This window comes from Winogradskyella sp., from assembly GCF_013042245.1.
Lineage (GTDB): Bacteria > Bacteroidota > Bacteroidia > Flavobacteriales > Flavobacteriaceae > Winogradskyella.
The window spans coordinates 1-13,392 of record NZ_JABDQL010000076.1 but is presented as its reverse complement, the minus strand read 5'-3'; the positions used below and the strand labels follow the sequence as shown (position 1 = coordinate 13,392).

Sequence of the window (13,392 nt, the reverse complement as noted above, 5' to 3'; positions counted from 1 at the left end):
TTATTGAAAAATCAGATATACAGAAAGCGAGTAAGGTGAGATCTACTAAAGGACTGAGTCTACATGTTTATGGACGATTAGCCGCAGCCTTTATAACACTAATATTTAACTCTTGATTCGCATTAATTAGTGTAGACTATCTAATCATCACTTAAGTTATTTGTAACTGTTGAATCTAAATAATCAGGTAAATCAGGCACATCTGAACTGTTGGTATTTGGTAAAATAACAGTATTCAAAACATAAGTATTATCAATTTGTCTAATAATACTTACAAAATTCTCAAACTGAACAGCGTTAGAGTCAAAATAAGATTGTGCATCTGCATAAGACATAAATGGATTTCCAGCTTCATCTTCAGTATAAGTTTTCACTAAAACTTCATTAATAGTTAAAATACCATCACCATCATCATCAGGGTCTACATAATTTGAAATTATATCTTCGTCAGTATCTTCATCAAAAGTACTTGAATCGTTATTTAAATCTTCTAATATAGAAGGAACACCATCATTATCATGGTCATTAACTTCAGTTTGAAAAAGCGCAAATTTAAATACTAAATTTGAGTAAATAGGAATACCTTCAAGTGCTCTTCCAAAATAACCTAAACCAGAAGGTAGAAACATAACTCCAAGCCCATAATTATCATATAAAACTTCTCCATTGGCAGAAATACTAAAACTTTCAGCTGAATTGAAATTTGGAAATACTCTTTGCCAACCAGGAATGACACCTTGAAATTCATTTAGACCAACTAAATCAAAATCTTGTATAATTCGATTATCAAAAACTGAACCGTCATCAGCAAGGCTTCCTTCATAACTCACTCGAACCTTATCAGTAAAAGATGGAGAAGTACTGCCTCCACCTTGGTTAATTTTTAAAACGTAATATACATATTCGACCCCTTCAAAATTTGTACTAAAAGCTTCTACAACAGTTGATAATAGAGTATGCCCACTAGGAACTGTTTGTCCATCCTCTAATTTAGCAATTACAATATCATTTACCTGATAATTTTCTCCTTGGATGAAGTTATCTGAGTTATAATAATGTGTACTTAAGTAGGTTTGCAAAAGTGCTTCATCAACTACTTGCTGCTCTACTCTATCTATTTCTTCTGCAGGTGTAAAATCTGAATCATCTGGTGAACAGGCAAAAATAATAAGTGTAAAAAATGTTACACTTGCTAGGATATTTCTTAATTTCATTATAATATTTTAAATACGAGTTTGCAATTACACAAACAAGGTTCAATATTGCTTAATTTTGTGACGCAAGATACAATAATATAATACTTTTGTACAAACTCATTAACGCAGTTTTTAATTAAAATATATGCGAGTAGATAAGTTTTTATGGTGTGTACGATATCACAAGACAAGAAATCAAGCTTCAATTGCTTGCAAGAAGGGACAGGTTAAGATTAATGATGTTGTTATAAAACCAAGTCGTGAGGTATATATTGGAGATATAATAACAGTTAGAAAGAACCAAATTAATTATAAAATTAAGGTTAATGATACTCCACCTAACCGAGTTGGTGCAAAATTAGTAGATATATACAGAGTTGATTTGACTCCAAAATCAGAATTTGAAGCTCAAGAATTACTTAAATACAGTAAAGACTATTACCGTAAAAAGGGAACAGGTAGACCAACAAAAAAAGACCGCCGCTCTCTAGAAAGTTATACTGATGAAGAGGAGTAGTTTAAATAGCAATTATTGGGAGAACAGATATCAGAACAAAAATACTGGCTGGGATATTGGTAAGATTTCAACTCCCTTAAAAACCTATATAGACCAACTTAATAATAAAGATATTAGGATATTAGTTCCTGGTACAGGAAATAGCTATGAAGCTGAGTACCTTTGGGAATTGGGATTTAAAAACACATATGTATTAGACATCGCTATAAGTCCTCTTCAAAATTTAAAAACTAGAATTCCTGACTTTCCTACTGAACATTGTCTTCATAAAGATTTTTTTAATCTAAACATAAGCTTTGATTTAATCTTGGAACAAACTTTTTTCTGTGCTTTAAATCCAGAATTACGAAGAGATTATGTTCATAAAATGGCTGATATTCTAAATCCAAAAGGTAAACTGGTAGGTTTACTTTTTAATTTTGAATTGACAGAAAATGGTCCACCTTTTGGTGGAGATAAGTCCAGTTATGTTAGACTTTTTAAAGAGTGTTTTAATATAAATATAATTGAAAAAGCATACAATTCTATTAAAGCTAGAAGAAATAAAGAACTCTTTTTTATATTTGAAAAAAAGTGATTATGACTACAGAAAAAAATACAATTCTAAACCATCAAGAAATCCAGAATAAAATTAAGAGAATTGCCTATCAGATATATGAAACCAATACCGATGAAAAACAAGTTATTTTAGCAGGTATTGAAAAAAACGGGTTTCTCTTAGCAAAAAAAATAAAAACTAATCTTGACAAAATATCTGAGTTAAATATTATTTTATGCAAAGTTTTTATAGATAAGTCTAACCCTCTTAACACTATTACCACTTCATTAAAAACTGAAGATTATTCTAACAAATCTATCATACTTGTCGATGATGTCTTAAACTCTGGTAGTACTTTAATATACGGTGTTAGGCACTTTCTAAACGTACCCTTAAAAAAATTTAAAACAGCGGTCTTAGTCAATAGAAATCATAAAAAATTTCCTGTTAAAGCAGATTTTAAAGGTATATCTTTATCTACTTCTCTCAAAGAACATATTAATGTTAATCTAAGTAAACAACCTTACGAAGCCTTTTTAGACTAAGTTTACAACTATATCTTGTACTGTTTCATTTATTGATTTACAATCCGTATTTACGGTAATACTTGCTTTTGAGTAAAAAACTGATCTTTCAAATAGGTGTTTTCCTAAAAACTCTATAAAGTCATCTTCATTTATAAGGTGACTTATTAATGGGCGATTTTCTTTTTCAGGATTTAAACGTTTTGCTAATTCTTTAAGAGATGCTTTTAAATAAAAGGATTTTACGTTTTTATGAGTAGATATCAAATCCATATTATTTCCATAACAAGGTGTACCACCACCTAAAGCCAAGACAATATTTTCTTTAGCCTCTAGAATTTGCTTGAGATAGAGCATTTCTTTTTTCCTAAAATAGATTTCTCCTTTATCTTTAAATAGTTTTGATACGGACATCTCTTCATTTTCTTCAATATAAGTATCTAAATCGATAAATTCATAATCGATAATTTTTGATAAATCCTTGCCAATTGTCGATTTCCCGGAACCCATATATCCTACTAAAACTATAATCATAAGCGCTATAAAATTGATTGTGAAACACCTAGATAAGTGCATAACAAAAAAACAAAAAAATATCTAAAAAAAGCATTGTTTTATTAATTAAACATTTTATATTTGCACCCTCATTTAGAGAAATAAAATTTGACTTGGTAGCTCAGTTGGTAGAGCATCTCCCTTTTAAGGAGAGGGTCCTGGGTTCGAGCCCCAGCCAAGTCACTAAAGTTAAGCAACTTGCTTAGCTTTTTTTTTACATTTACACTTCTATTTTGCGCACGTGGCGGAATTGGTAGACGCGCTGGCTTGAGGGGCCAGTGACCGTTTTAGGTCGTGGAAGTTCGAGTCTTCTCGTGCGCACTTTATTCTTACTTCAAGTTTTACCAAATTCTTTGCTTAATTTTTGTTAAATAAAGTACCCATTTAACTTAAAAACTTATTTTTGTTTAAACTTTCACCTAATTAAATGAACAATTTAAAGAACAAGTTTAGTATTAAGGATTTAGAAAACCTTACTGGAATTAAAGCGCATACCATAAGAATATGGGAAAAACGTTATAATCTTCTAACGCCAAAACGAACAGAAACTAACATAAGATATTACGACCTTGCAAGCTTCCAAAAAATGCTTAATGTTAGTTATTTAAACAATAATGGTTATAAAATTTCTAAAATAGCAACATTAACTTCTATTGAAATCTCAGATTTAGTTAGGAAAATAGCTACAGAAAACAATCTTGAAAGTCATGCTATTAATTCTTTCAAATTATCAATGCTCAATTTTGATCAAGTATTGTTTTACAATACATACGAATCTTTGTTGAGAGACAAATCTTTTGAAGATGTTTTCTACGACATCTTCATTCCGCTACTTACAGAAATTGGACTTCTTTGGCAAACTGATACCATCACTCCGGCTCACGAGCATTTTTTAACCACCTTAATTCGTCAAAAACTTTTAATTAATACAGAATTAATTCAAGTTGACGCTAAACCTAAGTCTAAAAAAACATTTGTTTTATACTTGCCAGATAACGAAATCCATGAATTAGGATTAATGTTTTTAAATTATCAAATCGTATCTCATAATTATAACTGTATTTTTTTAGGGCAAAGTGTCCCACTAGAAAGTCTGCCTGATATTTTGGACTATTATGATGATCTTGTTTTCTTGTCCTACTTTACTATTAAACCAGTTAAAGAAGAGATTGAAGATTATATCAAAGATTTTGATAAACTTATTTTACAAAAATCAAATGCAGAATTTTGGATTTTAGGACAGATGCTTAACAGCTTAGACTTAGAAAAGCTTCCAAATAAAATTAAACCATTTAAATCCATAAAAGAAGTTGTATCCCAGCTTAAGTAATATATGAAAAAAGTATCTATAATAGGCTCAGGGTTTTCTTCTTTATCAGCAGCTTGCTATTTGGCAAAAGATGGCTATGATGTATCAGTTTTTGAAAAAAATAAAACTGTTGGTGGCCGTGCAAGACAATTAAAAAAAGAAGGCTTTACATTTGATATCGGTCCAAGTTGGTATTGGATGCCTGATATTTTTGAAAAATTTTTTAACGACTTCGGCAAATCCACTTCGGACTATTATAAACTAGATAAATTAAGCCCTGCATACAAAATATTTTTCTCTGATGATGAAATAACCATTGGAGACACTATGGATAAGATTTGTGAAGAGTTTGAGCGTATTGAAGTTGGCAGTTCTAAGCCTCTGCGGAAATTCATATCACAAGCACAAGAAAATTACAACATAGCTATTAACAAGATCGTACTTAAACCGGGACTTTCACCTTTAGAATTAGTAACCAAAGATACTATGATCAGAGTTGATCAATTTTTTAAAACTATAAGTAGTCAGGTTCGAAAAAATTTCAATAACCCAAAGTTAATATCTACCTTAGAGTTCCCTGTTTTATTTTTAGGAGCAAAACCTAGTAAAACACCATCGTTTTATAGTTTCATGAATTTTGCAGACTTTGGCTTAGGAACCTGGCATCCTAAAGGAGGAATGTACGAGGTAATAAAAGCCATGCGCGATTTGGCTAAAAGTCTAGGTGTTAAAATAAACACCAATGCAACCGTAGAAAAAATAAATGTTAAAAATGGTAAAACCACAGGAATTACTGTAAATAATAAATTTATAAAGTCTGACTATGTGCTCAGTGGCGCAGATTACAGTCACTCTGAAACATTACTAAACCCTGAATTTAGACAATACAGCGACAGCTATTGGAAAAAGAAAACCTTTGCACCATCATCGTTATTATTTTATGTTGGATTTGATAAGAAATTAAATAATGTAGAGCACCACAATTTGTTCTTTGATACCGATTTTGAAGCTCATGCTGAAGATATCTATGATAATCCCAAATGGCCTGAAGACCCATTATTTTATGTGAATTTTCCTTCTATAACTGATAAAAGTATGGCTCCAGAAGGCTGTGAAACAGGATTTTTCTTAATACCAATCGCACCAGACTTAGAAGACACAGAAATGCTAAGGCAGCAATATTTTGATATCATTATCAAAAGATTTGAGAAAAAAACCCTACAGGAGGTTAAAAATAATATTATCTTTAAAGAATCCTTTTGTGTCAAAGACTTTAAAGAACAGTATAACTCATACAAGGGAAATGCCTACGGAATGGCTAATACGTTAACGCAAACAGCGTTTTTAAGACCCAACCTAAAAAGTAAAAAAGTGAGCAATCTCTATTTTACAGGCCAGCTAACGGTTCCTGGGCCAGGTGTGCCACCATCATTAATTTCAGGAAAATTGGCAGCAGATTTAATAAATAAACACAATAAGTAAAATTTAAAAGTCATGAAATCAATATTCGATACCGTTTCAAGAGAATGTAGTAAGTTGGTGACCACTTCTTACAGTACATCTTTCTCTATGGCTACGAAAATGCTTTCTGAAAGTATTAGACAAGATATCTATAACATTTATGGATTCGTTCGCTTTGCAGATGAAATTGTAGACACATTTCATGATTACGATAAAAATGTATTATTCGAAAAGTTTTCCAAAGACTTAGAGGATGCTTTAGAAATGAAAATAAGTTTGAATCCTATTCTAAACTCTTTTCAGGAAACGTACCATAAATACGGTGTAGAAAGGCATATGGTAGATGCTTTTATGAAAAGCATGCAACAAGATTTACATAAACAAGATTACCTTACTGATGAAGAATATAAAGCCTACATCTATGGATCTGCAGACGTTGTTGGTTTAATGTGTCTTAAAGTTTTTGTAAAAGGTGACAACGAAAAATATGATGAATTAAAAGATTCTGCAATGAGTTTAGGCTCTGCTTTTCAAAAAGTAAATTTCCTCAGGGATTTAAAAGCAGACTTTGAAGATTTAAGCCGAACGTATTTTCCTAATACAGACTTAAATCATTTAGATGAAGCTTCTAAACATGCTATAATTAAAGATATTGAAAGTGACTTCGAAAAAGGACTTGCTGGTATTAAAAAGCTTCCATTAGAAGCACGTTTCGGAGTATTCATGGCTTACAGATACTACAGTAAACTACTTGATAAACTTAAGAAAACCCCAGCTTTAGAAATTAAATCTACTCGTATAAGAGTACCCGACTACAAAAAAGTAGAACTCTTGACACGTAGCTATGTAAAATATCAATTAAATTTGCTCTAAAATTTTTTCAGCGATGCAAGTATTTCTTTGGATTTTAATATTCTTAGCCACTTTTTTTATAATGGAATTTAACGCATGGTTTACCCACAAGTTTATCATGCACGGATTTCTTTGGAATTTACACAGAGATCATCATCACAAGGACCATAATAGTTGGTTTGAGCGTAATGATGCTTTTTTTATCTTTTATGCTGTAGTAAGTATGGGCTGTTGGTACTTGTGGGGAGAGCACAATCTGTGGTACTTTTTACCAATAGGCATAGGTATAATGGCCTATGGACTCGCCTATTTTATAGTTCACGATATTTTTATTCACCAGCGTTTTAAATGGTTAAGAAATATAGATAACAAATACGCTCGAGGTGTGAGACGTGCACACAAAATTCACCATAAACACTTAGGTAAAGATAAAGGTGAAAACTTTGGTATGCTTATTGTGCCTTTTAAATATTATAAATAGTTTCTTTTAAAAGTGAGTCTATTTCTTTTTGCACCTTATCAGAAAACCAATCAACCGCATCAGATTTATCTACCACTATTTCGCCTTTTTTAAGATATCACTTTCTAATTGGATATTTTTTAAATTGTATGTCCGTAATCAGTAATAATTTAGATTTCAAACACATTCTGTCACATTGAGCACTTCGACTGTCCTCAGCATAAACTAAAGTCGAAATGTATTGCAAATCAATAACTTAGATTTATCGACTACACTTCGACCACGCTCTGTGACCACGCTCGAAATGACAGATACATTCTGATTATTACACTTTAAGGATATACAGATTTTTTAATTGTTTTTTTAAACGTGATATTTGTTTTTGTTCATCGGTTTGTTTGAGATTCCCTTTGCCTGGAAAACTATTTTCCCATAGGTTTTCTGTTCTTTTCGCCAACGAAACAACACGGAATAAGGTATGTCTAATTCTTCACAAACCTGTTTAACATTGCCTCGAGCATAGCTTAACTCAACTGCTTTTTGTTTAAATGTAGTATTGTAATTACGTTTCTGTTTTTTTATAATTCAAAGTTATTTAAGTTAACTTTAAATCTCTATTCTTTGTATCCAGTCTAATGTAATAATTCTATATAGAAGTATTATTGTCTATCGATTGAGCGAATTCATCTCGCTTATCTTCTCCCATGATAGCGTTTTGTCCAAATAATTTACCTTTACAAAGTATGGCTTTGACAACTTCTTGTCTATTTTCATTATAATAGCCAATCTTTACTTTCCCTTTCTCAATAAGATAAACTTTGTTTGCTTCATCTTCTTGGAAGTAGATATAATCAGGTTTTTGTATATGAATTAAAATTATGAGAACTTTTATAAGCTTTACACTTATAAGGACATAACATACCGAAAAGATTCACATCTTCAAAAAACCAAATTAAATTAATAACAAAAGTAGATTAGGCATTAGTTTAATAATAGAAGCTTTTTTAAAAACCTTACAAAAAACCTCTAACATTTCTACTAGAGGCTCAATATACTTTTAATATAATGCATTCTAAATTCCGAATGTTAATGTCAATACAACGTCTGTAAATCTAGTGTCTACATTAGCCGTTTCGTTAAATGTTGGGGCACTAGAATATAAAAACGTATTATTCTCTTCTCGTTCAGCTTGGGTAAAAGCTAAATCTATTGTTAGGTTCCCAAGATTATAGCCTAATCCAAGAGAATATGCTGTTAAGTCACCTACAAAACTATCGTCCTCATATGGACTTCCTTCAACCTTATAACCACCTCTAAAACTAAATTGTTTATGTCGTAGCTCTCCACCTAACCTATAGGTATTTGAAACACCCAATAAGTTTGAAATTTGGTCATTTTGAAATGCAAAAAAAGGGTCATTTGTTGGTCTAAATATTGTTTGACTAAAGTCTTTTCGAGAATAATCAAAACTCAACAAGCCTTTTTCTCCAAAAACATAAGCAAAACTACCAGTAATCTTTCCTGGTGTACGAAGCCTATACTCTGGATAAATATTTATAATATTTGGACTTAAAATTATTGGATTATCAAAACCATCGACTGTTGTTTGTAAAAATTGAGATGTTTCTTCGTTAACGCGAAACCAAGTTGGTGAGTCGTATGTTAACCCTACTCTAAACTCTTCCGTTACTTTTACTATTGAACCTAATTGAAAGGAAATACCAGCTCCTGTGGTCGACAACGTATTGTCAAAACCTACAGCAGAAACTATAGAGGTGTTGTTAGAATTAGTTTCATCAAAAACCGTAACACGCTCGTAATTCAAAAAATGAGCATTAACGTTTAGGCCAAGATTAATTTTATTATCATACTGAGCCGCAAAATTAAACGCCATTTTACCGTTGTAACCTGTAGAATTTAATGCGTATCGTTGGTTGTAATTTCCGCCAGTGATATTACTGTTATAAACCGTATTATCGTCTGTATCAGATTCTGGTTCTAATATAAAAGATTCGAAACCAAGAAAAGCTTGTTGATAATCAAAACCAAACACTTCTCCGATATCTCTATAAGCCTCGTTAATTGTTTCTCCAGGTAAAGTAGAAATATCACCTAAAGGTAAGCCATTTGCAAAACCAGAAAAATAGTCACCGATGGAAGTATTTGGATTAACACCATTTGCTAACCAATTATCATTAAAATCATTAGTCTGGTCGTATGCAACACCCATAGAAAATTTAGTCCATTTTGAATTTGGATTACTATTTTCATACACAAAAACACCACCACCTTGAGCTAAATTAAAATTATCATCTTTAGAATTTGAACTTCTGTTAAAATAATTCACTGTATTGTTCCTAGAGGAAAACCCAAAAGTAAATGAAGCCTTACTTCTATTAAATATCGTTGAGCTTGCAGGATTTACATTTATAGCAGAAATATCTCCACCAAGTGCTCCAAAAGCACCACCCATAGCTCTAAATCTGGCTGTACCGCTAATTTCATCTTGTGCAAATCTTAATGCGTCAGTAAAATCTTGTCCATTCAAAGAAAACAATGAAAATACTGTTATGAATAGTATAATGACTTTTTTCATAATATTTTATTTAACTAAACTTTTTTTGAAATTTATCCTCGTCTTCCGCCACCTCTTGAGGCTCCACCTCTTGAAGAACTAGAACCACCTCTAGAAGACCTAACACTACCTGATGAGCGTGAAGAACTACTAGATCGCCTTACACTACCTCCAGAACTTCTTGTAGAAGATGATGAGCGTCTAACTGTACCGGTGCTACTGCGTCTAGTTGATGATCTATTAACACGTGTTCCACTCCCAGACCTCGTTGTGCCGCTTCGGACTCTTGTCCCTGAACCTGAGCGTGAACCTACAGTACCTCTTCTTATTCTTGAAGATGTATTATTACCACTTCTAATTCTTCTGCTAGTACTAAATCTATTTCTAGAATTTGTTAAACTTCTTCTATTTAGTTGAGCTAAAGATCTGTTCCCAATTGCTCCTCTTCTTCCATTGTTAAAAGCTAAACGGTCATTACGATAAAAACCATTGTTCCATCCAAAATTATTCCATCCCCAACCGAAGCCACCATTCCAGTTCCAGGGATTATTCCAACCCCAACCGAAGCCACCGCCCCAGCCTAGACCAAAACCACCCAAACGATTCCACCTATTCCATCCAAAGCCCCAACCTGGACCAAATCCGCCCCAGCCAAAACCACCGTTCCAAAGCCATGGGTCATTCCAACCCCAACCCCAGTTGTTCCATCCGTTATCATAGACATTAACTATAACTTGGTCATTGACTTGTCCCCATCCGGCGTAGTTTCCGGGAATATCAACAATTTCCTCTTCTACTACACCACTGCTGTAAGAATCAATATCTGTGAATATATCGGACTCTTCTCTCGCTAGTTGTGCATCCATAGCTTGACCAGCAAAATAATCTGAATAGGCTTGAGAATCGATTCTACTATTTGCAGCCTCTTCAACTTCAACAACAACTACGCGATCAGAATTATAAATTCCGTCGTTATCGTATCCAACGTATTGATAAGCCCCGCAAGAAGAGAGCAGTAAAATGCTGCCCAATACCATGAAAGGTGCTATTAATTTTTTGAGTGTAAAAGTAAATCGCATATCTCTAATGATTTAATTGTTGAACAATGCAAAAATAGTTAGTTTTGCCCAACTATTTTTTCTTTTAACATAAGCACAACATTTGTGCCAAATTACAGATAATGAGCAAAAATCTTACAAAAAGAACTGAGGATTATTCAAAATGGTATAATGAATTAGTCGTCAAAGCAGATTTAGCTGAAAATTCAGCAGTTAGAGGTTGTATGGTCATAAAACCTTATGGCTTTGCTATTTGGGAAAAGATGCAGAATGAATTGGACCGTATGTTCAAAGCCACAGGACATCAAAATGCTTATTTCCCACTTTTTGTACCAAAAAGCCTCTTTGAAGCAGAAGAAAAAAATGCTGAAGGTTTTGCTAAAGAATGTGCTGTTGTTACACATTATAGATTACAAAATGACCCTGATAACGAAGGTAAGCTACGTGTAGACCCAGAAGCAAAACTAGAAGAAGAACTTGTAGTAAGACCTACTAGTGAAGCTATTATTTGGAATACTTATAAAGGATGGATACAAAGTTATAGAGACTTACCAATACTTATAAATCAATGGGCAAATGTCGTACGCTGGGAAATGCGTACTCGTCTTTTCTTACGTACAGCAGAATTTTTATGGCAAGAAGGCCATACCGCTCATGCTACCGAAGCGGAAGCCATTGCTGAAACTGAGCAAATGAATAAAGTCTATGCTAAATTTGCTGAAAACTTTATGGCTATGCCCGTAATTAAAGGAGTAAAGACAGAAAGCGAACGTTTTGCTGGTGCAATCGACACCCATTGTATTGAAGCTTTAATGCAAGATGGCAAAGCTTTACAAGCAGGCACCTCTCACTTTTTAGGACAGAATTTCGCAAAAGCCTTTGATGTCAAGTTTACTAATAAAGAAGGAAAACAAGATTATGTTTGGGCGACATCATGGGGCGTGTCTACACGTTTAATGGGCGCCTTGATTATGACACATAGTGACGATAAAGGATTGGTATTACCACCTAATCTTGCACCTAATCAAGTTGTTATTGTCCCTATATTTAAAAATGATGAACAGTTTACAGCTATAAAGAAAGTAGTAATAACTTTAAAATTAGCTTTAGAGTCTAAAAATATTAGTGTAAAGTTTGACGATAGAGACACTTATAGACCAGGAGCAAAATTTGCACAACACGAATTACAAGGTGTTCCCTTAAGGATTGCCATTGGCCCCAAAGATTTAGAAAACGGTACTGTTGAATTAGCAAGACGAGATACTTTGACCAAAGAAATCGTTTCGATTGAAGGTATTGAGGATAAAATTTCTGAATTATTAAAGACTATTCAAGAAGAGTTATTTAATAAAGCAAAGAGGTTCAGAGATGAACACATAACTGAAGTAGATACCTTCGAAGAATTTAAAGCTCAACTAGAAACTAAAACTGGATTTATTTCTGCACATTGGGATGGTACCGCAGATACTGAAAACAAATTAAAAGAACTCACTAAAGCGACGATTAGATGCATCCCGTACGATAGTAAAATTGAGGAAGGAAAATGTATTTACACAGGTAATCCTTCTAAGCAACGTGTACTATTTGCAAAGGCTTACTAATTTTTTTGAAAAAAAATTGTTTAGGTGTTGCAACATTTAAAAATAGTTGTATTTTTGCATCCGCAATGGAAAACATTGTTGTTCATTTAAATTTTAGATTGATTTAAAACTCGTAACAAAAAGGTTTATAATCAAAGTAAATAAATGGCCCGTTCGTCTATCGGCTAGGACGCCAGGTTTTCATCCTGGTAAGAGGGGTTCGATTCCCCTACGGGCTACAATTTTTTAATAAAGATAAAATAAACATGGCAAATCATAAGTCAGCCTTAAAGAGAATTAGAAGTAACGAAAAAAGACGTGTACTTAATAGATATCAGCATAAAACAACACGTAATGCTATTAAAAAGCTACGTGAGTTGACAGATGCTAAAGAAGCTCAAACTATGTTACCATCGGTAGTTAGTATGATTGACAAACTTGCTAAAAAGAATATTATTCATTCTAACAAAGCTGGCAACTTAAAATCTCAACTAACTAAGCACGTTACTGCATTATAGTAGCCGTCTTTATTTACAATATAAAAAAGTCTCTCAGAAATGAGAGACTTTTTATTTTCTAGCGTTAGTTCTTAGCCCATTATATTTCTTATTAAATAATAGAAGACTTTCCAACTAGTGCTTTATACCGTTTAAGTTATGTATTGCCGTATATATTTCGTATATTTACCTATGGGAAAAAAGGCGGTATTAAACATTAAAGAAACTGTTGTTGAACTGAACAACCTTCTTAGAAAGCAAAAAACGTTA

General features: G+C 32.7%; 14 protein-coding genes, 3 tRNA genes and 1 pseudogene. 12 read left to right on the top strand and 6 right to left on the bottom strand.

The genetic code is table 11. The features are described from left to right. Positions 1–140 precede the first annotated feature (140 nt). Positions 141–1,214: an FKBP-type peptidyl-prolyl cis-trans isomerase gene (locus HKP48_RS06495; protein WP_296344041.1), complete on the bottom strand. Its 1,074-nt coding sequence runs from the start codon at positions 1,212–1,214 to the stop codon at positions 141–143. A 127-nt stretch (positions 1,215–1,341) separates the two neighbouring features. Here HKP48_RS06495 and HKP48_RS06490 point away from each other — a divergent pair, with 127 nt between their 5' ends. The 3 genes from HKP48_RS06490 to HKP48_RS06480 are packed head-to-tail and all read left to right on the top strand — an operon-like array spanning position 1,342 to position 2,796. Continuing rightward, positions 1,342–1,713, top strand: a complete 372-nt coding sequence (locus tag HKP48_RS06490; RefSeq protein ID WP_296344039.1) for a S4 domain-containing protein — start codon at positions 1,342–1,344, stop codon at positions 1,711–1,713. Beyond that, positions 1,700–2,290: a methyltransferase domain-containing protein gene (locus HKP48_RS06485; protein WP_296344037.1), complete on the top strand. Its 591-nt coding sequence runs from the start codon at positions 1,700–1,702 to the stop codon at positions 2,288–2,290. Before HKP48_RS06490 ends, HKP48_RS06485 begins: the two co-directional genes overlap by 14 nt. 2 nt (positions 2,291–2,292) lie before the next feature. Beyond that, positions 2,293–2,796 (top strand): phosphoribosyltransferase domain-containing protein, encoded by a 504-nt coding sequence (locus HKP48_RS06480; protein ID WP_296344035.1) that lies wholly within the window; start codon positions 2,293–2,295, stop codon positions 2,794–2,796. Here the strand turns inward: HKP48_RS06480 and HKP48_RS06475 are convergent. Continuing rightward, positions 2,788–3,309, bottom strand: coding sequence for a shikimate kinase (locus HKP48_RS06475; protein WP_296344033.1), 522 nt, complete (start codon positions 3,307–3,309; stop codon positions 2,788–2,790). The two genes, HKP48_RS06480 and HKP48_RS06475, sit on opposite strands and share 9 nt — an antisense overlap. A gap of 131 nt (positions 3,310–3,440) precedes the next feature. On the opposite strand from HKP48_RS06475, the gene HKP48_RS06470 reads away from it, so the two are divergent. The 6 genes from HKP48_RS06470 to HKP48_RS06445 all read left to right on the top strand — a co-directional run bounded on the left by HKP48_RS06470 (position 3,441) and on the right by HKP48_RS06445 (position 7,433). Further along, positions 3,441–3,513, top strand: a tRNA-Lys gene (locus tag HKP48_RS06470). A 52-nt stretch (positions 3,514–3,565) separates the two neighbouring features. After that, a tRNA-Leu gene (locus HKP48_RS06465) sits at positions 3,566–3,651 on the top strand. Positions 3,652–3,757: 106 nt separating this feature from the next. Then, positions 3,758–4,660 carry a MerR family transcriptional regulator gene (locus HKP48_RS06460; protein WP_296344031.1) on the top strand — a complete coding sequence of 301 codons (903 nt, stop codon included), beginning with the start codon at positions 3,758–3,760 and terminating at the stop codon, positions 4,658–4,660. Between the two features lie 3 nt (positions 4,661–4,663). Beyond that, positions 4,664–6,121, top strand: a complete 1,458-nt coding sequence (gene crtI / locus HKP48_RS06455) for a phytoene desaturase family protein (protein ID WP_296344029.1) — start codon at positions 4,664–4,666, stop codon at positions 6,119–6,121. A 12-nt stretch (positions 6,122–6,133) separates the two neighbouring features. Further along, positions 6,134–6,973, top strand: a complete 840-nt coding sequence (locus HKP48_RS06450) for a phytoene/squalene synthase family protein (protein WP_296344027.1) — start codon at positions 6,134–6,136, stop codon at positions 6,971–6,973. A gap of 13 nt (positions 6,974–6,986) precedes the next feature. Beyond that, positions 6,987–7,433, top strand: a complete 447-nt coding sequence (locus HKP48_RS06445; protein ID WP_296344025.1) for a sterol desaturase family protein — start codon at positions 6,987–6,989, stop codon at positions 7,431–7,433. 328 nt (positions 7,434–7,761) lie between these two features. Here HKP48_RS06445 and HKP48_RS06440 read toward each other — a convergent pair. From HKP48_RS06440 to HKP48_RS06425, 4 genes and pseudogenes are all read right to left on the bottom strand, one after another. Further along, positions 7,762–7,997, bottom strand: a pseudogene (locus HKP48_RS06440) (transposase); the annotation flags it as partial. A 61-nt stretch (positions 7,998–8,058) separates the two neighbouring features. Beyond that, the gene (locus tag HKP48_RS06435; protein WP_296344043.1) at positions 8,059–8,220 is read right to left on the bottom strand and encodes a hypothetical protein; all 162 of its coding nucleotides are present in this window, start codon (positions 8,218–8,220) and stop codon (positions 8,059–8,061) included. A 264-nt stretch (positions 8,221–8,484) separates the two neighbouring features. Then, complete coding sequence (locus HKP48_RS06430; protein WP_296344023.1) at positions 8,485–10,008, bottom strand: outer membrane protein transport protein; 1,524 nt, start codon at positions 10,006–10,008, stop codon at positions 8,485–8,487. Positions 10,009–10,040: 32 nt separating this feature from the next. Next, a complete protein-coding gene (locus HKP48_RS06425; RefSeq protein ID WP_296344021.1) occupies positions 10,041–11,066 on the bottom strand; it encodes a hypothetical protein in 1,026 nt (341 codons plus the stop codon). Between the two features lie 101 nt (positions 11,067–11,167). Here HKP48_RS06425 and proS point away from each other — a divergent pair, with 101 nt between their 5' ends. From proS to rpsT, 3 genes are all read left to right on the top strand, one after another. Next, entirely contained in the window at positions 11,168–12,646 is a 1,479-nt protein-coding gene (gene proS, locus HKP48_RS06420) for a proline--tRNA ligase (RefSeq protein WP_296344019.1), read from the top strand. A 146-nt stretch (positions 12,647–12,792) separates the two neighbouring features. After that, a tRNA-Glu gene (locus tag HKP48_RS06415) sits at positions 12,793–12,864 on the top strand. Between the two features lie 27 nt (positions 12,865–12,891). After that, positions 12,892–13,143, top strand: a complete 252-nt coding sequence (gene rpsT / locus HKP48_RS06410; protein WP_296344017.1) for a 30S ribosomal protein S20 — start codon at positions 12,892–12,894, stop codon at positions 13,141–13,143. Positions 13,144–13,392 lie beyond the last annotated feature (249 nt).